Annotated in this window: 23 protein-coding genes and 1 pseudogene; 8 read left to right on the forward strand and 16 right to left on the reverse strand. The window is 28.6% G+C overall.

The window, feature by feature from the left end:
- Nucleotides 1-12 precede the first annotated feature (12 nt).
- From CINS_RS00640 to moaC, 6 genes and pseudogenes are all read right to left on the reverse strand, one after another.
- On the reverse strand, nt 13-1,425 hold the full coding sequence (locus tag CINS_RS00640) for an aspartate ammonia-lyase (protein ID WP_039648974.1): 1,413 nt from the start codon (nt 1,423-1,425) through the stop codon (nt 13-15).
- Nucleotides 1,426-1,835: 410 nt separating this feature from the next.
- Nucleotides 1,836-3,083 carry a methyl-accepting chemotaxis protein gene (locus CINS_RS08035; RefSeq protein WP_414973617.1) on the reverse strand — a complete coding sequence of 416 codons (1,248 nt, stop codon included), beginning with the start codon at nt 3,081-3,083 and terminating at the stop codon, nt 1,836-1,838.
- A 57-nt stretch (nt 3,084-3,140) separates the two neighbouring features.
- Nucleotides 3,141-3,608: pseudogene (locus CINS_RS08040) on the reverse strand (PDC sensor domain-containing protein); the annotation flags it as partial.
- A 278-nt stretch (nt 3,609-3,886) separates the two neighbouring features.
- A complete protein-coding gene (locus tag CINS_RS00650) occupies nt 3,887-5,014 on the reverse strand; it encodes a hypothetical protein (protein ID WP_039648978.1) in 1,128 nt (375 codons plus the stop codon).
- Nucleotides 5,015-5,023: 9 nt separating this feature from the next.
- Nucleotides 5,024-5,287, reverse strand: coding sequence for an HP0495 family protein (locus tag CINS_RS00655; protein ID WP_039648980.1), 264 nt, complete (start codon nt 5,285-5,287; stop codon nt 5,024-5,026).
- Nucleotides 5,265-5,738 (reverse strand): cyclic pyranopterin monophosphate synthase MoaC, encoded by a 474-nt coding sequence (moaC, locus tag CINS_RS00660; protein WP_039648981.1) that lies wholly within the window; start codon nt 5,736-5,738, stop codon nt 5,265-5,267. The genes CINS_RS00655 and moaC overlap by 23 nt, the downstream gene beginning before the upstream one ends.
- 93 nt (nt 5,739-5,831) lie before the next feature.
- On the opposite strand from moaC, the gene CINS_RS00665 reads away from it, so the two are divergent.
- Together CINS_RS00665 and CINS_RS00670 are read left to right on the forward strand one after the other, a co-directional pair.
- Entirely contained in the window at nt 5,832-5,990 is a 159-nt protein-coding gene (locus tag CINS_RS00665; protein ID WP_039648983.1) for a highly acidic protein, read from the forward strand.
- Entirely contained in the window at nt 5,990-7,363 is a 1,374-nt protein-coding gene (locus CINS_RS00670; protein ID WP_039648985.1) for an MFS transporter, read from the forward strand. Before CINS_RS00665 ends, CINS_RS00670 begins: the two co-directional genes overlap by 1 nt.
- Here the strand turns inward: CINS_RS00670 and cheQ are convergent.
- On the reverse strand, nt 7,332-7,808 hold the full coding sequence (cheQ, locus tag CINS_RS00675) for a cheVAW transcriptional regulator CheQ (protein WP_039648987.1): 477 nt from the start codon (nt 7,806-7,808) through the stop codon (nt 7,332-7,334). The genes CINS_RS00670 and cheQ overlap by 32 nt on opposite strands.
- Before the next feature lie 101 nt (nt 7,809-7,909).
- Here cheQ and CINS_RS00680 point away from each other — a divergent pair, with 101 nt between their 5' ends.
- Entirely contained in the window at nt 7,910-8,293 is a 384-nt protein-coding gene (locus CINS_RS00680) for a group III truncated hemoglobin (RefSeq protein WP_039648988.1), read from the forward strand.
- 16 nt (nt 8,294-8,309) lie between these two features.
- On the opposite strand, the gene CINS_RS00685 is transcribed toward CINS_RS00680, so the two are convergent.
- The 4 genes from CINS_RS00685 to recA form a co-directional block, all read right to left on the reverse strand.
- A complete protein-coding gene (locus tag CINS_RS00685; protein WP_232012946.1) occupies nt 8,310-8,990 on the reverse strand; it encodes an AMIN domain-containing protein in 681 nt (226 codons plus the stop codon).
- Nucleotides 8,977-9,180 (reverse strand): hypothetical protein, encoded by a 204-nt coding sequence (locus CINS_RS00690; RefSeq protein ID WP_052251927.1) that lies wholly within the window; start codon nt 9,178-9,180, stop codon nt 8,977-8,979. The genes CINS_RS00685 and CINS_RS00690 overlap by 14 nt, the downstream gene beginning before the upstream one ends.
- A 71-nt stretch (nt 9,181-9,251) precedes the next feature.
- Nucleotides 9,252-10,496 carry a phosphopyruvate hydratase gene (gene eno / locus CINS_RS00695; protein ID WP_039648994.1) on the reverse strand — a complete coding sequence of 415 codons (1,245 nt, stop codon included), beginning with the start codon at nt 10,494-10,496 and terminating at the stop codon, nt 9,252-9,254.
- Nucleotides 10,496-11,530 (reverse strand): recombinase RecA, encoded by a 1,035-nt coding sequence (gene recA, locus CINS_RS00700; RefSeq protein WP_039648995.1) that lies wholly within the window; start codon nt 11,528-11,530, stop codon nt 10,496-10,498. Before recA ends, eno begins: the two co-directional genes overlap by 1 nt.
- A gap of 110 nt (nt 11,531-11,640) precedes the next feature.
- On the opposite strand from recA, the gene CINS_RS00705 reads away from it, so the two are divergent.
- Genes CINS_RS00705 through CINS_RS00715 form a run of 3 tightly spaced genes read left to right on the forward strand, consistent with a single transcriptional unit; the run spans nt 11,641 to nt 13,581 of the window.
- Entirely contained in the window at nt 11,641-12,501 is an 861-nt protein-coding gene (locus CINS_RS00705; RefSeq protein WP_039648996.1) for a menaquinone biosynthesis family protein, read from the forward strand.
- 37 nt (nt 12,502-12,538) lie between these two features.
- Complete coding sequence (fliQ, locus tag CINS_RS00710; protein WP_126418539.1) at nt 12,539-12,808, forward strand: flagellar biosynthesis protein FliQ; 270 nt, start codon at nt 12,539-12,541, stop codon at nt 12,806-12,808.
- The gene (locus CINS_RS00715; protein ID WP_039649000.1) at nt 12,805-13,581 is read left to right on the forward strand and encodes a UDP-N-acetylmuramate dehydrogenase; all 777 of its coding nucleotides are present in this window, start codon (nt 12,805-12,807) and stop codon (nt 13,579-13,581) included. The genes fliQ and CINS_RS00715 overlap by 4 nt, the downstream gene beginning before the upstream one ends.
- Here CINS_RS00715 and CINS_RS00720 read toward each other — a convergent pair.
- Genes CINS_RS00720 through topA form a run of 5 tightly spaced genes read right to left on the reverse strand, consistent with a single transcriptional unit; the run spans nt 13,574 to nt 19,086 of the window.
- Nucleotides 13,574-14,224 carry a hypothetical protein gene (locus CINS_RS00720; RefSeq protein WP_039649002.1) on the reverse strand — a complete coding sequence of 217 codons (651 nt, stop codon included), beginning with the start codon at nt 14,222-14,224 and terminating at the stop codon, nt 13,574-13,576. The genes CINS_RS00715 and CINS_RS00720 overlap by 8 nt on opposite strands.
- Nucleotides 14,224-14,982 (reverse strand): 3'(2'),5'-bisphosphate nucleotidase CysQ family protein, encoded by a 759-nt coding sequence (locus CINS_RS00725; RefSeq protein ID WP_039649005.1) that lies wholly within the window; start codon nt 14,980-14,982, stop codon nt 14,224-14,226. Before CINS_RS00725 ends, CINS_RS00720 begins: the two co-directional genes overlap by 1 nt.
- Nucleotides 14,983-15,003: 21 nt before the next feature.
- Nucleotides 15,004-16,191, reverse strand: a complete 1,188-nt coding sequence (locus CINS_RS00730; RefSeq protein WP_052251928.1) for a sodium/hydrogen exchanger family protein — start codon at nt 16,189-16,191, stop codon at nt 15,004-15,006.
- On the reverse strand, nt 16,172-17,008 hold the full coding sequence (locus CINS_RS00735; RefSeq protein WP_039649007.1) for a biotin synthase: 837 nt from the start codon (nt 17,006-17,008) through the stop codon (nt 16,172-16,174). The genes CINS_RS00730 and CINS_RS00735 overlap by 20 nt, the downstream gene beginning before the upstream one ends.
- Nucleotides 17,008-19,086 (reverse strand): type I DNA topoisomerase, encoded by a 2,079-nt coding sequence (topA, locus tag CINS_RS00740; RefSeq protein WP_039649009.1) that lies wholly within the window; start codon nt 19,084-19,086, stop codon nt 17,008-17,010. Before topA ends, CINS_RS00735 begins: the two co-directional genes overlap by 1 nt.
- Nucleotides 19,087-19,213: 127 nt before the next feature.
- Here topA and CINS_RS00745 point away from each other — a divergent pair, with 127 nt between their 5' ends.
- Together CINS_RS00745 and CINS_RS00750 are read left to right on the forward strand one after the other, a co-directional pair.
- Complete coding sequence (locus CINS_RS00745) at nt 19,214-20,932, forward strand: motility associated factor glycosyltransferase family protein (RefSeq protein WP_039649010.1); 1,719 nt, start codon at nt 19,214-19,216, stop codon at nt 20,930-20,932.
- A gap of 75 nt (nt 20,933-21,007) precedes the next feature.
- The gene (locus CINS_RS00750; RefSeq protein WP_039649011.1) at nt 21,008-22,711 is read left to right on the forward strand and encodes a flagellin A; all 1,704 of its coding nucleotides are present in this window, start codon (nt 21,008-21,010) and stop codon (nt 22,709-22,711) included.
- The last annotated feature ends 58 nt before the right edge of the window (nt 22,712-22,769 follow it).

Raw genomic sequence — 22,769 nt, forward strand, 5'->3', positions numbered from 1 at the left:
TTTTTTAGCTTATTAAGCTTTTCTTTCCTTGGTCATGTGAGGATTTAACATTTTTTCTGGTGCTAAAATTTCATCGATTTCAGCTTTTGTTAAATAACCCCTTTCAAGACAAACATCTCCAACTGCTTTACCAGTTTCTAAAGCTTCTTTAGCAATGCTTGCTGATTTTTCATATCCTAAAATAGGATTGAAAGCTGTAACAATACCAATTGAGTTTAATACAAGTTTTTTGCAAGCTTCTGGATTTGCTGTTAAGTGTTTAATAGCTTTTTGAGCTAGTGTTTTCATTGCATTTTCAAGCAATACTATAGAATTAAATAGACTATATGCAATACCTGGTTCGAATGCATTGAGTTCAAATTCTCCTCTTTCTGAGCAAAGCATAATTGTTACATCATTGCCTATAACTTCATAGCAAGCTTCTCCAACAACTTCACAAATTACAGGATTTACTTTACCTGGCATGATAGAGCTGCCTGGTTGCATTTTAGGAAGATTTATTTCGCCTAATCCACATCTTGGACCTGAATTCATTAATCTTAAATCGTTTGCAATTTTAGAAAGTCTCACTGCAGCAGTTTTTAAAGCACCGCTTACATGAACAAAATCAGCTGTATCTTGAGTTGCGGCTATAAAATCTTCAGCTGGTTTAAAATCAACTCCTGTAATTTCTTTTAATTTTTTTTCAACTACAAATTTATAATCTGGATGGCAGTTGATTCCTGTACCAATAGCAGTTGCACCTAGATTTAAAAATGTCATAGTTTCACGAGCAGCTGTGATTTTGGCAATATCGCTTTTAATATAACTTGCAAAAGCGTTAAAAGTGTTTCCTAAAGTGGTTGGAACAGCGTCTTCAAGTTCGGTTCTACCCATTTTAATTACGTCTTTATATTCTCTTGCTTTTGCTTCTAATTCTACTTTTAGATTTTCCATAGCATTTAAAAGATCAGTTAGTTTTGCATATGTTGCAACTTTAATTGAACTTGGATAAGTATCATTTGTTGATTGACCTAAATTTGTATGGTCGTTTGGATGAAGATATTGGTATTCACCTTTTTTATGCCCCATGCTTTCAAGTGCAATGTTTGTAATTACCTCATTAGTATTCATGTTTGTGCTAGTACCAGCACCTCCTTGTATCATATCCACTACAAATTGATCTAAAAATTCACCAGCAATTAATCTATCGCAAGCTTTAGCAATAGCATCAGCTTTGCTAGCATCAAGAACTCCAACTTCTTTATTAGCAAGAGCGGCAGCTTTTTTTACTTGTGCAAAAGCTTTAACAAAATAAGGATAATCTTGTAATTTTCTACCACTCATTTGAAAATTTTCTAGTGCCCGAAAGGTTTGTACCCCATAATAAACTTCATCAGAAATTTCTAATTCTCCAATAAAATCGTGTTCTCTTCTTGTTCCCATGATGTTCTCCTTGTGGGTTTATTTAAGTTTTGTTTATAAACTTGTATGTATTATATAACAAAATTTTATAAAAGTTGCATAAATTTTTATAATTTCTGTAAAATTATGATAAAAATATCCTAAAAATTATGAATAAAATATGATTGCAGTTTATTTTATTTCATTAACTTATTGTTTATAATTTAAGAACTTAATTTTAAACAATAAATAAACACAAAACAATTTATATGAAATTCACAAGTAACTATATAATTTAATATTAAAATAAAGTATATTTAGAAAAGTACATTCAAAATGGATTATTTTATCGAAACTATAGAAAAAGAATTACAATCATCTTTTGATAAGAATAAAATAGTTGGCTTCCAACATTAACAACAAAGAGGTATAACAATATACCTCTTTAATTATTAAAACTTCTTCTTCCCTGCATCTTCTAAGATATCATGAGCTATTTGATTTACATTCTCTGATATAACTGAACTATCTTTAGCTATTTTTAAATTCTCTTGAGTTACATGATCAATTTGAGCTACAGCATCATTAATTTGAGTAATACCTGTAGTTTGTTCTTTAATACTTTCACCCATTTCATTAATAGATTGAACTAAGATATTAGTATTAGCTTCAATTTCACCTAAAGACTTTTGAGTTCTTTCAGCTAGATTTCTAACTTCATCTGCAACAACAGCAAATCCACGTCCATGTTCTCCAGCACGAGCTGCTTCTATTGCAGCATTTAATGCTAATAGATTGATTTGATCAGCAATATCTCCTATGATAGAAGTAACATTTTTAATCTCTTCACTTTGAGCTATTACTTCACTAGTTTTAGATGAAACATTTTGCATAGAAGAAGTTATTTCTTCTAAAGCTGCTGCAGTTTCTTCTAAAGAAGAAGCTTGACTAGAAGATGAATCTGTTAATTCTCTAACAGCACTTTGTAATTTACCACTTTCTGTTGCTAATAAATTAGCAAATTCAGAAGATTGTCTTAACATTTGAACAATTTCTTGTCCTAATACATTAGTAGTTACTTCTACTTCACCTTTAGCATTTTTAACTTCAGTAGTAAAGTCTAATGCTTTATAGCTATCAAATACACGATTGATTTCATTCATATTAGAACCAACTTTTGCTTCTAATACACTAAGCATTTTATTTAATACATTTTTTAATTCTATTAATTGAGGATTAGCAGGTATTGCAGTAATTCTTGCTGTTAGATTACCACTTTCTATTTCTTTAGCTGTTTCAACTGATTGTTCTACTGCTAGACCATCTTGTTCTAAAGCATTTTTAGTTTTAGTAATGTTTTCATTAATAGCTAAAGCCATAGCACCAAATTCATCATTAGTATTAACATTAATCATAGCAGAGTCTTTTGTTTTATGATTGATGAAGTCAAAGAATGAGTTTAGGCCGGTTTGGATTTTTTGAAGTGGGGAAAGACTAAAGTTTATAACAAATTTGATAATGATTAAAGCTAAGATTATAGCGATAATTCCAACTAAAGCTTGTTTTATAAGCGTTTTATTAGCAGATTCTGTGTAGATAGTATTAGGTGAAAAATTGCAAATTCTAAGTGAAGGATCACTAGTCTTTGAACAGGTTACTTGGTATTCTATGTTATTATCATCAGTTGCTTTGAAAAACATTGCCTTTTGGTCAATTAGTGTTGGATCGTTATGAATGGTGTTTGCAATATTTGTACTAAAAGCGGTTTTTGTTAAGATTGAATCAGTATCTAAACTAAATAAGATTGTGCCATCGTTTTTATAGACGCCGCTTTGAATTTCTTTTGTGATACCAACTGTTAAAATATCATTTGAAAATTTTTTTAAATTATATTCCCCGCCTACTACGCCTATAATTTGTCCTTGATTGTTTAATACAGGAATTCCATAGCCAATTGCTGTATTACCAGTGCTTTTTGATACATAAGGTTCTGTTGTGATTAATTTATTTTCTTTTAAAGCATTTGCATACCAAGGTCTTGTGGTAACATCAAATTTTTTACTTAAATCTAAATATGTTCCGTTGAATAAATAAGTTTTTTTGGTTGAGTGTAAGGCAAAAAATGCAGAATCAAATCCAGAAATTTCCTTAAAGAATTTTAAAATATTATAAATATCTTCTTCATTATCTTGATGCTGAGCAATTTCTTTGCTAAGTTCAATCATAGCATTGCTTCGATTTTCTTTATATATTTCAAAAAATTTTAAACTATCATCTAAAGATAGCAGCTGTTGTTTATTTATAAAAGTATTGCTATCATTTTTAGAAGAAGAATAACTCACTATATTTGTCACAATTAAAATAGCAACAATACAAAAAGCAATTAAAAAAGTCAATTTGTTAGCTAAACCTCGTATTTTTTGTCTCACTATAACTCCTTAGATTGTTTTGCGAGATTATTCCTTTTTATTTTAAATTAAATATAAATGAGAATATTTTTTAATTAATTTTTATTTTTAATAATTTTTTTAGCTTTTTCCCATAACCTTTTTCCTAATTCTTTAGCATTAAGTTTGTCTAAATTTTTGTATTTTTTGCTAGCTATTTTTTCAAGTTCATTAAATTCTTTTGCTAATACATTTAATTTATTTTGAGCAAATTTACTAAAATCATCAATTTTTGGATTCTGTTTTAGTTCGGTAATTTTTATTAAAATTTGTTCTCTATTTTCTTGTATGAGACGCTTAAGTTTCGCAAATAAAGTATCAAATTTATTATCAAGCAAGTCTTTTAATATATCTTTTACTGGATTATTTATAGAAAAGCTGATGTCTTTTAATATTTGTATAAATTCATATTCAATATCTATAAGTTCTTTTTCTTTTTGTTTTAAATCTTGTTCTAAAGCACAATATGCGAAATTAGATTTAAATTTATCTATTGCCAAGGAAATTCCTTCTTGTGTGCCATATATTACACCTACACATAAATCATAAGTAAAAAGTTTAGATTCATTAGCTAAGTCAAAAGCAGCATTTAAAACAACTTTAGAAATATCTAAAATTCTTTTAGATTCAAATTCCCCCTCACAAATAGCATTAAATACTAAATTTTTTGCTATTTCACAACTTGTGAGTTCTATATCTTCTCCTTTTTCCAAGGTTGTAATAAAAGCGTTTTCTGCTGTTTCTTGTAAAAGTCCTAAAATTTCTATATCATAAAGCATTGCATCGTTAATGCTAATATTAAAATGTTTTAAATTTAACACATTTAAAGTATTTTCTAGATCAATAAAATTTTCACAAATTTTATTTTTTATAGTGTCTTTTTGTTCTTCTATTTTAGTCTTTAATTTTCCAAGTTCATTGATATAATTAAAAAACACCTTTTTTTCATTTTCAATTCTAGCTTGAGTTATTGCTTGTATGATTTTTGTTACGTTTTCTTCATTTAAAAGTTGCAATTTCTCTAAAATTTGTATGAAATTTGTTAATAATATTTCATTGCTTATATATTCGGTTGATATTTTTTTATAGCTTAAATTAAAAGTTAATTCGCTAATTAAATGAGGAATTTGTTCTTTTTCTGCGGCTAAAATGGAATTTTCAAAAATTAATAATAAATTTTTCATAATCAATCCTTAGAGTACAAATTTTGTTTGATTTTTTAGTTGATTAAAAATATTTAAACGATCTGTGTTACTATCAACATAAACACTTAAAAAATAACTTTTGTATTTACCTTCTTTGCTAGTATTTGAAGGTTTATATGTAAATTCTCTTTCGTTAAAAATATTATTAAAAATTTTTAAAATATCAACATCAGCTTCTACTACTACTTTATAATCCCAAAAAGTAGGATAATTAATAACAGGTTCTTTTTTAAGATCGCAAATATTTACCACTTTTTCCTCCTTCTTTACTTTCTAATACGATGTCTGTAATTTTCATACTTTTATCAATAGCTTTTATCATATCATAAATAGTTAAGAGTCCTATACTCACTCCTGTTAAACTTTCCATTTCAACACCTGTCTTTCCTTCGCATTTTACGCTAATGTAAAGTTTGAAAGAGTATTCTTGTTGATTTTCTTCAATACGGGCTTGAATTTTTGAAATCATCAAAGGATGGCACATAGGTATAATATTTGAAGTTTGTTTAGCACCCATAATAGCTGCTGTGATAGCAGTTTGTAAAACAGGACCTTTCTTAGCTTTATTTTCTATAATAGTTTTAAAAGCTTCTTCGCTCATATAAATTTTTCCACTAGCTACTGCTTCTCTAGAACTGATATCTTTTGCACTTACATCAACCATTTTTGGGTGATTTTTTTCATCTAAATGTGTCAAATTCATATTTTTCCTTGCTTGAAAATTTAAAAAATTATATCAAAATATATATTTTTATATTAAAATATTGCCAAAAATCAATAAATTGAGGAAAAACAAATGGCTTATGATGAAGAATTTGAAAATTATGAAGATGAAAATTATGAAGATGTAGAAGAAAATGAGTATGTAGATAGGCAAAAATCTTATAATTATGATGATGATGACTATGAATACGATGATGATTATAGTGATGATGATACTTATGAGATAGATTAATGAAAAAGACCTTAAATAAAAAGCAACTTAAAATTTTAGGACTTTCATCTTTAGGTGGAACATTAGAATTTTATGATTTTATCATTTATGTATTTTTTGCAAGTATTATTGCAAACCATTTTTTTCCAAACACTTTAGAACCTATATGGAAGGATATTAATGTATATGGTATTTTTGCAGCAGGTTATTTAGCACGTCCTTTAGGTGGAATTGTCATGGCGCATTTTGGGGATAAATTTGGAAGAAAAAATATGTTTATGTTGAGTATTTTGCTGATGGTTATTCCTACTTTTTTATTGGCAATTATGCCAACTTTTGAAGATATTGGTTATGCTGCACCTATTATTTTGATAATAATTAGAATTTGTCAAGGTATTGCTGTGGGTGGGGAGTTACCAGGTGCTTGGGTATTTATACATGAGCACGCACCGCAAGGACAAAAAAATATTTATTTAAGCTTTTTAACTGCTTCGGTTACAGCTGGTATTTTGCTTGGATCTTTAGTGTATATTAGTATTTATGCTTTATTTGATACTAAAGAGGTTCAAGAATGGGCTTGGCGTATACCATTTGCCTTAGGTGGAATTTTTGGTATGATTTCTGTGTACTTAAGAAAATTTTTAGAAGAGACACCTGTTTTTAAACAAATGAAAACGGATAGCTCATTAGTAAAATTTCCGCTCAAAGAAGTATTAAAAGGTCCTAAAATAGGTATTATAGCTTCTATGCTTATAACTTGGACTCTTACAGCCTGTATTTTGATTTTTATTTTAATAATGCCAAATTTTTTAATTAAACCTGAAATTGCTAATTATAAGATACTTAACTTTGATGTTTTTGAAAAAACTTATTTGCAAATTACAGGTTTGCTTTGTTTGATGGCTTCTATTGTATTTAGTGGTTTTTTAGCAGATAAAATTAAAGCATATAAGATCTGTATCGTTTTCACGCTTGTATTTGCTGTGTTTAGTTTTTTATTTTTTACAGAAATTTACAATTTACCAGAAATTAAAAATGAAAAATTTATTGTTATTTTTTATTGTTTGACTTGTTTGAGTGCAGGTGGTGTTGTGAGTTTTTGTCCTATTTTTATGAATGATGCATTTAAACCTTATATTAGATTTAGTGGAATTTCTTTTGCATATAATATAGCTTATGCTATTGCAGGTGGTTTTACACCTCAGCTTATTACATATTTACATAGCAAAGCTATAAATAGCATCAGTTGTTTTAAGGATAATGAAAACACATGCTATGTTTTATATGGACCAAGTATTTATATTTTGATTGTTTGTTTGGCTGCTTTAGTGGCTAGCATTTTAATGATGAAAGTTTATAATACTAATAATACCCCACACACAAAGAAGGAGTAATTTGGATCCTTTTTTCTAGTGGGGTTGGACTAAAAAAGTGACATTTTTCTATATAGATATTACAATTATAATCAAGCTTTAAAAAATCATAAAATGCTTTTAAATTTACGAATTTTATGCCTTGAACTTCTTTTAATTGTAAGAGTTTATAAATTTGAGAATTGTTTTTTTTAACTAAATGCGAAGGTGCTAAAGTAGTAAAAGAACAAAAGGCACTTGCTAAAACATATCCACTTAAATTTGTACATTGATTGATGATATTTTGATATTTATTCAAAATATTTTTTTTATGTAAAAAAATTACTCGTGTACCTTGATATTTTGCAGCTTGCGTATTTTTCCAAAATTTAAAAGCGTTTTTTGAAATATTAGCGTAATGATAAAATTCTACATTTAAAATATAATCATCTAAAAATTGATTAGGAGGTAAAATAGTATAAGTCATTTAAAATCTTTAATTTTTAAAAAATTATACTAAAAATTAACTAGTGTTTATATTTTTGTGCGGTAATTTTACTAAAATAAAATAAAAAATAAAGGAAAAATATGAAATTTGATACTATCAATCAAGAAGGTATAAAAAAGTTGATGGATATTTTTTATGCAAAAGTAAGAAAAGATAAGGATTTGTCGCCAATTTTCAATACAGCTATTGGGACAGATGAACAAAGTTGGACTAAACATAAAGAAAAAATAGCAAGTTTTTGGATGGGAATGTTTTTAGGAGAGGGTGGATATAACGGATCTCCATTAAAAGCTCATCACGATTTACCACCCTTTCCAAGGGAGTTTTTTGATATATGGCTTAAATTATTCGATGAAAGTTTAGAGGAAATTTTTGAAGATGAGGCAAGAAGTGTTATATTAGAAAGAGCAAAAATGATTGCTCAAAGATTTCAAATGATTATTTATGAACATAAATTCGCTTAAGAGTTATAAAAAACTCTTAGCGAAGATTAAAGGTGTGAAGATTTTTACCTTTTGAATAATCATAATCATATTTACCATCTAGATAAATTACTAGTCTATAAAAATTTTTATGTGATCCAAATACTACTTTTTTCACATTAGCAGTATTTACCTGAAGTGTTTTTGTATTAAAATGTTGATTTTTTGCAAAATCAACAATGATTTTGGTTGGATCACCTATAGATAAATTTCGTAACATTTTATCGCGCGTATTAATGTTGATTTTATTATTATAAAAACTAAGAGATATGAAATTGTAGATATCTCCTGTAAATAAAGGAGTTTCTATATTAACAGTTGTGTTATTTTCTCCACTTTTTCTTTCAGCTTTCTTTTCTTTTGGAACTGTGACAGAAACGTCAAGTATAGGTGTTGTATTAGGTGCTTTGCTTTTTATAAAAGCAAAATTATCGTGCCAATCTATGCTTTTGTTTATATCTAAAATGATTTGTTGTTCTGATCCATCAAGATTTATATAAGTTAAGGTAATATTTTTTAAAATCCTTGCATTAGAATCAAAGTTAAAATCTTGTCTTTGAAAAGGACTAAAATTTTCAAATTCAAGATTCTTTTTTTCCATTTCATTATCAAAAGGATTTTCCTTGGCATTTAAAAATACCCCTAGTAATAAAAATATTAAATATCTAATTTTCAACATTCGCTCCTTTAAGTCTTAAAAGCTGTAAATATTCTTTTTGTGCTTGAGCATTTTTTGCTTTTAAAATATCAATATTATTTTCTAATTGCTTTTTTTCTTGTTTTAAACTTAGCAATACATCTAGTGATGATTTTCCAAAAAACATATTACCAAAATATATAGCAACAATAATTGCTAGTAAAGATAACATGATGGTTTTAATAAGATGCTGATGAGCTTCTTTTTTCTTAGAATGCTCATCATATTCTTTTAATAAATCACTCAGAGTTTTTCTCCCAAATATTCATCATTATCTAATTCAATTTCTAATAAACGATTGTATTTTGCAGTTCTTTCGCCTCTAGCTAAAGCTCCAGTTTTAATTTGTCCTGTATTTAATGCGACAGCAAAATCAGCTATAAATGCATCTTCACTTTCACCACTTCTATGACTCATAATACATTTGTAATTATTTCTATGTGCTAATCTTACTGTTTTCATAGTTTGAGTAATAGTTCCAATTTGATTAGGTTTAATTAATACAGCATTTGCCATATTTTTCATTATACCATCTCTTAAAATATCTTCATTTGTTACAAATAAATCATCACCTACAAGCTGAATTTTATTTCCAAGTTTTTGAGTAAGCTTTATCCAGCCATCATAATCATCTTCAGCCAAACCATCTTCTATACTGAATATAGGATATTTCGCACAAAGTTCTTCATAGCGAGCAATAAGATCTTCACTTGAAAAACTTTTTCCTTCTAGATGATATTTGCCATCTTTGTAAAGCTCGCTACTTGCTACATCTAATGCAAGTTTGATTTTGTTTTCATAACCAGCTTTTTTAATGCAAGTCATTAAAAGATCTAGTGGTTCGGTGTTATTTGCCAAATTTGGTGCAAATCCACCCTCATCACCTAAAGCAGTAGAGTGTCCTAAATTTGCTAATTCTTTTTTCAAGACAGCATAAATTTCACATACCGATCTTAAGCCTTCTTTAAAAGTTGAAAACCCAAAAGGCATAATCATAAATTCTTGAAAATCAACACTGTTATTTGCGTGAGCACCACCATTTATGATATTACACATTGGTACAGGTAACACACTTGCATTTGCTCCACCTAAATATCGGTATAATGGAATGTCTAGTGCATTTGCTGCTGCACGAGCAGTCGCCATAGAAATTCCCAAAGTGGCATTTGCTCCTAAATTAGAATAATTTTTTGAACCATCAATTTCAAGCAAAGTATTATCTAGTTGAGTTTGATTAAAAGCATCTAGTCCTATTATATTTTCAGCAATAATACCATTAATATTTTCTATAGCTTTTAAAACTCCTTTGCCCCCAAATCTCTCATCATTATCTCTAAGCTCTAAAGCTTCTTTTTTTCCAGTACTTGCACCACTTGGAACTATAGCACTTCCTAAGCTACCATCACTTAGCATTATTTCAGCTTTTATTGTAGGATTTCCCCTGCTATCTAAAACTTCAAAAGCTCTTAAATCTTCTATAATTAGCATTATTCTTCTCCTTCTTCGTCTTCTTTAGCACCTAAAATTACATTGTCAATACCGATAGAATTTTGTATAGCTTGTGTAATTTCATCTGCAACAGCTTCGTTTTCTTTTAAAAATGCTTTTGCATTTTCTCTTCCTTGTCCAAGTTTAGTAGCTTTATAAGAAAACCATGCACCACTTTTATCGATAATGTCGAGTTTGACTCCATAGTCTATTAATTCTCCTTCACGACTCACTCCTTCTCCAAACATTACATCAAATTCTGCTTGCTTGAAAGGAGGTGCTACTTTGTTTTTAGCAACTTTTACTTTGACTCTATTTCCAATAGGTTCATCATTTTGTTTTAACGTAGCGGTTTTTCTTACATCTAAACGTACAGAAGAATAAAATTTAAGTGCATTTCCACCTGTTGTAGTTTCAGGAGTTCCATATCCCATCATACCTATTTTCATACGAATTTGGTTTATAAAGATAACAGTAGTATTCATTTTATGAACTATGCCAGTTAATTTTCTAAGAGCTTGAGACATTAATCTTGCTTGAAGTCCTACATGTTGATCTCCCATATCTCCTTCTATTTCAGCTTTTGGCGTAAGTGCAGCAACACTATCTACCACAATTAAATCAATCGCACCGCTTCTTGCTATGGTTTCTACGATCTCTAAAGCTTGTTCGCCAAAATCAGGTTGAGAAATATAAAGATTTTCAGTATCTACGCCCAAATTTTTTGCGTATTTTACATCTAATGCATGTTCAGCATCTATGAATGCACACACTCCACCTTTTTTTTGACATTCAGCAATAATATGTAAAGTAAGAGTAGTTTTTCCTGAACTTTCAGGTCCATATATTTCTATAATCCTACCTTTTGGAACTCCACCTATACCCAAAGCTAGATCAAGTCCAACTGAACCAGTGGGAATAGAATCGATTTTTTCCACTTCTTTATCACCAAGTCTTAAAATGGTTCCTTTTCCAAAGGTTTTATCAAGACTTTTTAAAGCCGCATCTAAAGACTTTCTTTTGTTATCATCCATAGTTGTTTTCCTTGTTAAATTATGTTAAAAATTGTATCAAAAAGAAATTTAATATAAGTTTTAGTATTTAATTTTGCTAAAATACTTTACAAAAATTTTTAGGAAAAAATATGAAAAAAATTAGTGTCGCACATTCTCCAGATGCTGATGATATTTTTATGTATATGGCTATTAAATTTGGTTGGGTTGGTAATAATTATAAATATAACAATATAGCTTTAGATATACAAACATTAAATGAAATGGCTTTACAAAATGAATTTGATGTGAGTGCAATTTCTTTTGCTTTGTATCCTTTAATAGCTAGTGAATATGCTTTGTTAAAGACTGCAGTGAGTTTTGGTGAGGGTTATGGTCCAAAACTTATTAGAAAAAAAAATAAAAAATTAAAGCCAAATTTTAAAGTAGCTTTAAGTGGAATGCATACTAGTAATGCTTTGATTTTTCGTATAAAGTATCCTCAAGCAAGAATTATTTATAAGAATTTTTTAGAAATTGAAAAGGCGGTTTTAGAAGATGAAGTTGATGCTGGAGTGTTGATTCATGAAAGTATTTTAGACTTTGATGATTCATTGTGTGTTGAAGCTGAAATTTGGGATATATGGCAAGATTTAATAAAAGATGATTTGCCTTTGCCACTTGGCGGTATGGCGTTAAGAAGATCTTTACCTTTAAATGATGCTATTAATATAGAAAAAGATTTGATTAAAGCTGTGCAATTAGCAGATCATAATAAAAAAATTTTAGCACCTATGTTGATGGAAAGAAATTTAATACGCGTAAATGAACAAAAATTAGAAATTTACCTAGGTTTATATGCAAATAAAAATTCAATCAATATGAGCGATAGGCAGTATAATGCTATTGATAAACTTTTTAAGTTAGGTTATGAACATAATTTTTATGACAATTTGATTAAAAGTAGGTTGTATCTCATTCCTGATGAATATGAAAAATTTAGAAATTCTTAAAAAATTTTGATAGAATTTTGTCTTTTATGAAGGAGAAATAATGGAAAGTGCTTTAGTATCCTTAGGGGTTCAAACTTTCAAAATAACCCTTATGCTATCTTTACCAATGCTTTTAGCTGGGCTTATTGCTGGTTTGATTATAAGTATTTTTCAAGCTGTAACGCAGATTAATGAAGCAACACTTTCTTTTGTTCCAAAAATTTTACTCGTTGTTGTTGTAATAGTTTTTTTAATGCCATGGATGATAAGTTCTATGATGGATTTTACTATTAATATGATAAATCATATTCCAAATTTTATACAATGAATATTGATTTTTCTAAGTACAGCTCTGTACGTATAGGGGATAAATTTGAAGTTCAAATTTTAGAAGAACCTTGTGAATTTGATGGGATATTAATAGGTGGAGCCAACAATATTTTAGTTTCTCCAAAAGCTAAAAAACTTGGAATGTTGGGTAAGGAATTTGATTATATAAAAATCTTGGACAAAAAACAAAATGGACTTTTTTTAGAAATAGGTTGTGCTAGCAAGTCTTTAAGTATGTATAATTTTGCTAAAAAGAATAATCTTAAGGGATTTGAATTTTTAAGAAATATTCCAGGCACTTTAGGTGGAATTTTAAAAATGAATGCTGGTTTGAAAGATGAAAATATCAGCAATCATTTGTTTAGTATAAAAGTTTTTAAAAAAGAAATATTTAAAAAAGATATATCTTTTGCTTATAGGTTTAATCCTATTGAAACAGTGATGTTTAGTGCTGTTTTTTTCTTAGAATTTGGTTTTGATATGCAAAAAGATGAGTTTTTAAAAAATGCCAGAAAAAATCAACCTAAAGGTGCTAGTTTTGGTTCTATTTTTAAAAATCCTATAAATGATCATGCGGGAAGACTTATAGAAGCGGTGGGTTTGAAGGGATTTAATAAAAATGATATTATGTTTAGCAATGAGCATGCGAATTTTTTGATTAATAAAAAACATGCGAATTTTGAAGATGCTATATATTTAATAAATTTAGCAAAGAAAAAAGTTTTCGATGAATTTGGTATTCTTTTGGAAGAAGAAGTAGTGATTATATAATTTGTCTTATATCTTCATAAATCGCGTTGGATATATTTGTTACAAGTTCTTCATAAGATTTTTCTTTATTGTTAGTATTGAAATTACTTTGAATTGTTAATAATCTATGATCTTTTAATTTATTTGTTTTTGCATTGTAAATTTTATATTCTATGTCAATTAATGTGTCAAAGCTTAAAAAAAATAAGAAATTTCTTTGAGTTGCTTGTATATTTTTTAAATCAAGTAAAACAATAAAATTTGGTTTTTTAAAATTATTAAATTCTAAAAAGTTGTTTGCATTAACAAATTCTTTTTGTGGATAAATAAAACTTTGGGAATTAATATAATTTTGATTTTCTTTTTGACTGATTAAAATAAAATCTTTATTTTGATTAACAATATAATTTAATTTTAAAAGAGTATTTTTAGCCATAGTATAAGAGTCAATCTTAAAATTTGAAAAATAAAAATTATATTCTTTCTCATAGCTTGGAATTAAGGCTAAAGTGGTAATGTTTGAAAGTTTTTCATAATCAATGTCTTGATTTAGATTTATGATGTTAAATTCATCTTGAGTATCTAATTTGATAATTTTTTTATTTTCAAAAGAATTTGCAAATATTCCACTGACAAAACATAAAAATATTAAAAAAAATTTCACTAAAAACCTTTAAGCGTGTATTCTTTTTTAGCAAAAGCGATGAAACTTGGCAGGGCAAGATCTTTAGTGTTATAATCAAGTAAATTTTTATTAAAATCTTGCATAATTCCGCCATTTTGTATGATCAAAAAATCACCAGCTGCTATATCCCAAGCTTTAGGACCACCAAAACGAGGATAAATTCCAGCTTTAGCTTCAAGTAAATATACAAATTTCAAAGCAGAAGAAACTTTTATCCCTTCTAATTTATTTTGAATAAAAAAATCTTCATTATTATCGTGGTTTTTAGAGTATAAAGCTATATTTTGTACCTTTTTATAGGCTTCATCATCAAAATTTATAAGCTTTTCATTTTTGTATACTTTTGTATGAGTGTGTGCATAATAATAAGCATCGTTTTCAACATCAACTATGAGGGATAATACAGGTCTATTTTTATGAATTAAAGCAATCAGTACGCAATATTCTTTATCGTTTTTAGCATAAGATTTGGTTCCATCTAACGGATCAATTAGCCAAAAATATTTTAATTGTGATCGTATTTCATAAGAAAGTATATTTTCTTCTGAACAAATTGCTATATCACTTGAAGATAGAATTTCACTTATGATTTCATTCGATTTTATATCAGCTAATCCAACTGGAGAATTATCATCTTTAGTCCATAGAGTATTTTTATTTTTATACTCCAACAAAATTTTTGCTGCTTCCTTGCCTGCTTTTAAGGCCAATTCTAAAAGTGTATCTAAATTTTTCATAGTATGAAGTATAGCATAATATTACTGAGATTTGTTTTTGCTAAAATTATTGATAAATTTGATTAAGCTTATTGCTAAGATGGCTTCAAGCAAAGCTGTAAGCACCAATCCTGAATAAATTTCTTCTGTAATAATTTTAGCTCCTAATGAGAGTGTGGCTATAGCTATAAGTAAAGTTAATGGCATAGAATGACTAAGTCCAAATAAAAAAGTATTTTTTATACCTAAATTTTTTATAAAAACTAAAGCAGATAAAATTCTTAAGACTATCATAAAAGTGGTAAGTAAAAAGGCTATAAATAAAACCTCAGAATTTAGTAGTTTTTCTAATCTAAAACTTGATCCTATATAAATAAAAAATATAGGGATTAAAAAACCATAACCAAAGCTTGATAATTTATGTTCTAAATCTTTTTTGTGATCAAAAAATGTTGCTATAAAAGAACCTGCTATAAAAGCTCCAAGGGCAACTTCGAGTTTAAAATAAATCATAATAGCTACTATGGCTATAAATATTGCCATACAAAATCTTATATCTTTTTCATTTTGATCTTGCCAAGGCATCAGTATGGTTCTAAGTTGAGGATACCACCAAAAAAGTACTTCTAAAAATTTAAATCCAAAAATGCAAAGAGCTAAAAATCCTACTAAATATAATAAATTTTGAGCCAAAGAAAAAATATCTGTTCCTTGTCCTAAAAAAGCTGCTGTAATAGTGAGTAAAACTATACTTACAACTTCTGCAAGGGTTGCAACTACCATGGAAATGTTTAACCAATCACAATTTTTACCAAAATCTCTATAAAGAGTAGAGAGTAATCCCACACTCATAATAGGTATAATAATGATAAAAATATAAGAAAGATCAGCGCTTTCTACTACTATAATGCTAGATAAATATAAACAAATAATATAAATTAATGCTTTATGCAATAAACTTTTTTCTGTTTTTAAGAAAGTTTTTAGATTGATTTCCATGCCTGCTATAAACATCAAATAATAAAATCCAGCATTAGCCAAAAGTCTAAATTTTTCACTTTCTCCTATGAAGCCTAAAAATCCTATTAAAGAGCCAAGTATGATTTCAGTTGCCGAAAGAGGCAACTTTAAAAATTTAGCGATATAAGGAGATGTTAATAAACAAATTGCCACAACAAGTAAAATTTTTAAATCTACTGCAGCTTGGGTGTCAATGACATTGTGTAGCAAAGCTAAATCCCATTTGTTTTAGTTTTTGTATATCTTTACTAGGTTCTTCACCTTTAGTTGTAAGATAATCTCCTACAACTATAGCTCTAGCGCCTGCTTCAAAAATTTCGTATTGTCTTTCTTTAAGAACCACTTCTCTACCTCCTGCTACCATAATAACGCTTTGAGGTAAAGCCTTGACGCTATCTTTGATGATTTGCAAAGCTTCTTCTGTATCTAGTAATTCTTGTTTTAAATTTAAATTTTCATTAGGAATAAAAAAATTTATAGGACTAGAAAAAGGTTGAAGCTCTTGCAAGCTTTTTCTAAGACTAATTCTATCATCTTGGCTTTCTCCTAATCCATAAATTCCACCACAACAAAGCATTAATCCTGCTTCTTTGGCATAAAGATTTGTTTGAAATCTTTCTTCCCAGCTATGAGTAGAGCAAATATGTGGGAAAAATTCTTTTGAACTTTCAAGATTGTGATTATAAGAAAAAATTCCAGCTTTTTTAAGTTCTTTTAATTGATCTAAATTTGCTTTACCATTACAGGCTATAAGTAATAAATCAGGTTCTTCTTTTTTAACAGCATATGCGGCTTTGCAAACATATTCTAATTTTTCATCATCAAGCCCAAGACCTGCTGTTACTAAACAAAAACCTAAAGCTTCATTCTTTTTTGCGAGTTTTGCCTCCTTTACAATTTGTTCAATATCTTTTTTTTTATATTTTGGTATATTAGTCTTTACATGAGCACTTTGAGTGCAGTATTTACAATCTTCACTACATCCACCACTTGCTATATTAGATATAGCGCAAAGCATTATTTGCATTAAATTTCCTTTTTTATTTTACATTTTAAACATTCCAAAAATGTTCCTTTTTTTAATTCTTTAATAACCATAATTTCTCCGCACTCTGTACATTTTTCTTCACTTGGTTTATATTTGCTAATAAAATTACATTTTGGATAAGCACTGCATCCATAAAATTTTCCTCGTTTTGAAAAGCGTTCAACTACTTCACCTTCTTGACATAAAGGACATTTTAATCCTATAGATTTGAGTGGAGATTTTTCTTGTTCTTGGTTTTCTTGTTTTAAATTTCTTGAATATTTACATTTTGGAAAGTTTAAACAAGCAATAAATTCTCCATATCTACCTTTTCGTATGGCAAGCTCACCACCGCATTCAGGGCATTGTTCATCAAGTTTAGTAAAGGTTTTCTGACTTTTTATATTTTTTTTACCTGCATCTATTTTGCGCATAAAAGGAAAATAAAAATTTTTTAAAAGTTCTTGCCAGTCCATTTTTCCTTCTGCGATAGCATCAAGAGATTCTTCCATTTTCGAGGTAAAATCACTATCAACAATATCACTAAAATTTTGTTCTAAAATTTCTGTGACATTAAAAGCTATTTCATTAGGGATTAGTTGCTTTTTATCGATTCTAACATAAGCTCTTGTGCTTAAAAGAGATATAGTTGGTGCATAAGTTGATGGACGTCCTATACCTAAATTCTCAAGTTTTTTTACAAGCCCAGCTTCAGAATATCTTGAAGGAGGCTCGGTAAGATGTGAATTTAATTCTATATTTTGTATATTTAAATTGTCATTTAAATTTAAATTAGGTAAAATTTTATCCTTATCCATATCTCCATAAGCTTTATAGTGTCCATCGAATAAAATTTTTCTACCACTGATTTTAAACACTGCTTCATTGGAATTTGCAAAAACATTTTGTGTTTGCGATATAGCTGGCTGCATTTGACTAGCTAAAAAACGATTATAAATTAGTGTATAAAGTTTTGCTTCATCTTTATCTAAAAATTCGCTCGCAATTTGAGGTGTAAAAGTTAAATTTGTAGGTCTTATAGCTTCGTGTGCTTCTTGTGCACCTTTGCTTTTGGTGGTATAAATATTGGCTTTACTAGGTAAATATTCTTTTCCAAATTCATCTTTTATGAGTTTTCTAACTTGCTCTAAAGCTTCTTTAGCTATATTTAAACTATCAGTTCTCATATAAGTAATAATACCCATAATCCCTTGGTGTGTTTTCACGCCTTCGTAAAGTTTTTGTGCAATCATCATAGTTTTTTTAGGATTAAATCCTAGGCGATTACTAGCACTTTGTTGTAAAGTAGAGGTCATAAAAGGAGGAGGGGGAGTTATTTTTCTATCTTTACTTTCTATATGTTTTACTTTAAAGTTAGAATTTTGACAAGTATTGAAAATTAATTTTGCTCTATCTTCATTAGTGATGGTAAATTTTTCTATTTTTTGACCCTGAAATTCAACCAATTCTGCTTCTAAGTCTTTTTTAAAAATCATATCAATACTAAAGTATTTTAAAGGCACAAAAGCGTTGATTTCTCTTTCTCTATCTACAATTATTTTTAAAGCTGCACTTTGTACGCGACCAGCACTAAGGCCTTTTTGAATTTTTTGATTTAGCAAAGGACTTAACTTATATCCAACAATACGATCAAGTAAGCGTCTTGCTTGTTGAGCATTTACGCTATTTGTATCTAGGTGTCTTGGATTTTGCAAAGCATGTTCTATGGCATTTTTTGTAATTTCATGAAAAACAATTCTAGGTAGAGTTTTTTCATCTTTATTAATAGCTTTTGCTATGTGAAAAGCTATAGCTTCACCTTCTCTATCCTCATCGGTTGCAAGATAGATTTGATCAACTTTTTTTGCTTTTTCTTTTAATTCTTTAACTAAATTAGAGTGATCGCTTGAAATTCGGTATTCTGGTTTAAATTCTTCATTTTCTATTTTGATACCAAAGCTAGTTTTAGGTAGATCTCTTATATGTCCTTTAGAAGCTATTACTTCATAGTTTTTTCCTAAAAAATTTCCTATAGTTTTAGCTTTTGCAGGTGATTCTACTATAATTAAATTCTTCATTAATTGCCTTAAAATATAAGTTTATAAAAGTTTATACAAAAAAAATAAATTTTTTGCTTATAAAATGCAGTTTAAATAAAATACATTTAATGTTATAATTTTAGTTAATTTAAAAATAGGGAAAAGAATGATTTTACAAAAAAATCTTAATGCTTTGGAATTAACAAATAGGCCACTAAAAGACAAAATTTTAAATTTAAAAGAAGAATATTTTCTCAATATCTTTCCAAGTCAAACGCCTTTCATACCACCAAAAGAGGCTTTGATGATGCCTAATATATTTTTTTGTGGTATAGGTGAAGGACTTTTCTTAAAAAAACTAATCAATAAACATATTTTTATATTTGATAAGGCTGAATTTTTTGCCAATGTTTTAAGTAAAATTGATTTAAGTACAGAGCTTTCTAGTGGCAAAATTTATCTTTGTGATGTGGAGGAAAAGAGATTAGAAGAGCAATTGTGCTTATTATTTTCACAAAATGATTGTTTTGAGTATTTAGGGCTTTTCAAACTTTTTGCCTATAGTCAATTTTATGAAAAAAGCACAATGGAAGATTTTGTTTATCAAAAATGTATAAGTGTTATATCTAGGGTGGTAGGTAATGTGGATACAAATTTTAATATGGAAACTAAAATTCATAGGCAGTTTTTGCTGAACTTACCTTCAGTGTTGAAAAACACCCCTTTGCAAAGATTTATTTATGAAAATAAAGGAAAAAATAAAAGTGTTGTAGTAGTTTGTGCAGGACCTTCTTTAAATAAGCAATTAGCTCTTTTAAAACAGTATCAAAATGATTTTGTAATTTTTTCTTTAGATGCTACTTATAAAACTTTACTAAAAAATGAAATTTATCCTGATTTTGTTTTTTCTATGGATATTTATGAAGAATGTGCGAAATTTTATGAGAATTTGCCACTCAATCTTAAAGAACCTATTTATGTGATTAATTCTAGTGTGGATCAAGCATTAATTCAAGTATTAAAAGATAAAAAGAAAAAAATTTTTACTTTGAAAAATATGGATTATCAACAAGACTTTAGACTAAATGATTTTGGCTACATAGACTCAGGTGTAAATGTAGCACATTTTGCATATAGTTTTACCATAGCGCTTGGGTTTTTAAATGTTATTATGATAGGACAAGATTTAGCTTTTAATGAAAATGGTAATTCTCATGCAGATGCTAGTGTCTTTACTTTCCACGATGTAGAAGAAGTAGAACACAAAGCAAAAAAGCTTTCAGTTTTAGCTTATGGTCAAAAAGATTTTGTGCAAACTCATATAGGTTGGGATGAATTTAGGAAGCGTTTAGAAGTTTTATTTGTATCAAATTCTAAAATAAATTTTTATAATGCAACCGAAGGTGGTGCTTATATAGATTACACTACAGAAATACCTTTTGAAATAATTTTAAAAAAACTCAAACAAGAAAAAAAAGATTATATTTTACCCGATGGTTTAAGCGATAATAAACAAGAAAAAGCTTGTAAAAAAATATTAGATCAAATTCAACAAGAAAATTTGGAATTAACTCATCTTTCTTGCCAAGCTCAAAAACTCTTAGAAAATTTAGAGCAAAATCAAGAAATGCAAAATCATGATGAAATTATAAAAAGCATTTTTGATTTTAATGCAGTGATAGATAATTCTTATGTTTTAAAATATTTTATGTATAAACCTTTGTTTTATTATAGAGGTTTTTTTAATGTAAATCTTTATCAAGATCCAAATAACATAGCAAGTGCTTATGTCGATTTTTTAAAAATTTTTTTAGAATTTTGCAAGCAAAGCTTAGATAATACAAATTTAGCTATTGAAAAATATAAAATTCTTTTAAAACTATAAACTTTTTTTTTACATTTTCGATATGGTATTTAGCAATCGCATGGAAGCGGTTGAAATTATTTAAAAGGATTTAAAATGGGATTTCGTATAAATACTAACGTAGCATCTTTAAATGCTCAAACAAGTGCAAACATAAACTCAAGAGCTTTAGATAACTCTTTAAGTAGACTTAGTTCAGGTCTTAGAATTAACTCTGCAGCTGATGATGCTTCAGGTATGGCAATAGCTGATAGCTTGAGATCACAAGCTAGCACTTTAGGACAAGCTATTAATAATGGTAACGATGCTTTAGGTATTTTACAAACAGCTGATAAAGCTATGGATGAACAGCTTAAAATCTTAGATACTATTAAAGTAAAAGCTACCCAAGCTGCTCAAGATGGACAAAGCACAAAAACAAGAAACATGCTTCAAGCAGATATTAATCGTTTAATGGAAGAACTTGATAATATAGCAAATACTACAGCTTTTAATGGTAAACAATTGTTAAGCGGTGGTTTTGTAAATCAAGAATTCCAAATGGGTGCTCAGTCTAATCAGTCTGTTAAAGCTACTATAGGTGCTACTCAAAGCTCTAAGATAGGAGTTACTAGATTTGAAACAGGTTCTATGTCTAAATCAAGTGGTGTAGCTCAGCTTACTATTAAAAATTATAATGGTGTGGATGATTTTAAATTTCAACCTGTTACTATATCTACTTCAGTAGGAACTGGTCTTGGAGCTTTAGCTGAAGAGATTAATAGAGTAGCTGATGTAACAGGAGTTAGGGCTAACTTCTTAGTTCAAACTACAGGTGCAGCTCCTATGAAAGCTGGTACTACAAGTGATGATTTTGCAATTAATGGAGTAAAAATTGGTAAGGTTGATTACCAAGATGGCGACCAAAATGGAGCCTTAATTTCAGCTATTAACTCAGTTAAAGATGCAACAGGTATAGAAGCAGCTAAAGATGAAAATGGTAAATTAATCCTTACTTCTAGAGAAGGTAGAGGTATAAAGATAGAAGGCAATATGGGTGGAGGATCAGGAATATTGAAAGATCATTATGAAAATTATGGTCGTTTATCTTTGATTAAAAATGATGGTAAGGATATTTTGATTTCAGGTGCCGGTCTTTCTGCTATGGGCATGGGAGCTACAGATATGATATCTCAAGCTTCTGTATCTTTAAGAGAATCAAAAGGACAAATTGACACTAATGTAGCTGATGCTATGGGATTTAATGCTTACAAGGGTGGTGGTAAAATAATTGTAACTCATTCTTCTGTTTCAGCTTATATGAGTGCGGATGGTAGTGGTATGTCTGCTGGTTCAGGATTCTCTGTAGGTAGTGGTAAAAATTATTCTGCTATATATGCAGCAGACAATATTTTATTTGCTACTGCATTCTCTGTAGCCTTTGGTGTAACTGTTGTTGCTGGAAATTCTCAGTTTGCAAATTTTTTAGCTTCTATGAGTATAGCAGCTAAAGATCAAACTCCTGGGGTTACTACTTTAAAAGGAGCTATGGCTGTAATGGATATAGCTGAAACTGCTACTGCAAATTTAGATGCTATTAGAGCTGATCTTGGTTCGGTGCAAAATCAAATTACTGCTACATTAAATAATATCAGTGTTACTCAAGTAAATATAAAATCAGCTGAATCAAACATTAGAGATGTTGATTTTGCTGCTGAGAGTGCGAATTTTGCTAAATTTAACATCCTAGCTCAAAGTGGATCTTATGCTATGAGTCAAGCAAATGCGGTGCAGCAAAATGTAATAAGATTATTACAATAACTTTTAAACACCTTATTTTTAAGGTGTTTTTCTATTATCCGCTATTAATTTAAAAATA

The sequence above is a fragment of the Campylobacter insulaenigrae NCTC 12927 genome (genome assembly GCF_000816185.1).
In the GTDB taxonomy this organism is placed as follows: Bacteria; Campylobacterota; Campylobacteria; order Campylobacterales; family Campylobacteraceae; genus Campylobacter_D; species Campylobacter_D insulaenigrae.

Excerpts from the sequence above, each read along its gene's own strand:
- CINS_RS00640 (WP_039648974.1), bottom strand. The coding sequence starts at position 1,425 with ATGGGAACAAGAAGAGAACACGATTTTATTGGAGAATTAGAAATTTCT.
- CINS_RS08035 (WP_414973617.1), bottom strand. The coding sequence starts at position 3,083 with ATGTTTTTCAAAGCAACTGATGATAATAACATAGAATACCAAGTAACC.
- CINS_RS00650 (WP_039648978.1), bottom strand. The coding sequence starts at position 5,014 with ATGAAAAATTTATTATTAATTTTTGAAAATTCCATTTTAGCCGCAGAA.
- moaC (WP_039648981.1), bottom strand. The coding sequence starts at position 5,738 with ATGAATTTGACACATTTAGATGAAAAAAATCACCCAAAAATGGTTGAT.
- CINS_RS00665 (WP_039648983.1), top strand. The coding sequence starts at position 5,832 with ATGGCTTATGATGAAGAATTTGAAAATTATGAAGATGAAAATTATGAA.
- CINS_RS00670 (WP_039648985.1), top strand. The coding sequence starts at position 5,990 with ATGAAAAAGACCTTAAATAAAAAGCAACTTAAAATTTTAGGACTTTCA.
- cheQ (WP_039648987.1), bottom strand. The coding sequence starts at position 7,808 with ATGACTTATACTATTTTACCTCCTAATCAATTTTTAGATGATTATATT.
- CINS_RS00680 (WP_039648988.1), top strand. The coding sequence starts at position 7,910 with ATGAAATTTGATACTATCAATCAAGAAGGTATAAAAAAGTTGATGGAT.
- CINS_RS00685 (WP_232012946.1), bottom strand. The coding sequence starts at position 8,990 with ATGTTGAAAATTAGATATTTAATATTTTTATTACTAGGGGTATTTTTA.
- CINS_RS00690 (WP_052251927.1), bottom strand. The coding sequence starts at position 9,180 with ATGTTATCTTTACTAGCAATTATTGTTGCTATATATTTTGGTAATATG.
- eno (WP_039648994.1), bottom strand. The coding sequence starts at position 10,496 with ATGCTAATTATAGAAGATTTAAGAGCTTTTGAAGTTTTAGATAGCAGG.
- recA (WP_039648995.1), bottom strand. The coding sequence starts at position 11,530 with ATGGATGATAACAAAAGAAAGTCTTTAGATGCGGCTTTAAAAAGTCTT.
- CINS_RS00705 (WP_039648996.1), top strand. The coding sequence starts at position 11,641 with ATGAAAAAAATTAGTGTCGCACATTCTCCAGATGCTGATGATATTTTT.
- CINS_RS00715 (WP_039649000.1), top strand. The coding sequence starts at position 12,805 with ATGAATATTGATTTTTCTAAGTACAGCTCTGTACGTATAGGGGATAAA.
- CINS_RS00725 (WP_039649005.1), bottom strand. The coding sequence starts at position 14,982 with ATGAAAAATTTAGATACACTTTTAGAATTGGCCTTAAAAGCAGGCAAG.
- CINS_RS00735 (WP_039649007.1), bottom strand. The coding sequence starts at position 17,008 with ATGCAAATAATGCTTTGCGCTATATCTAATATAGCAAGTGGTGGATGT.
- topA (WP_039649009.1), bottom strand. The coding sequence starts at position 19,086 with ATGAAGAATTTAATTATAGTAGAATCACCTGCAAAAGCTAAAACTATA.
- CINS_RS00745 (WP_039649010.1), top strand. The coding sequence starts at position 19,214 with ATGATTTTACAAAAAAATCTTAATGCTTTGGAATTAACAAATAGGCCA.
- CINS_RS00750 (WP_039649011.1), top strand. The coding sequence starts at position 21,008 with ATGGGATTTCGTATAAATACTAACGTAGCATCTTTAAATGCTCAAACA.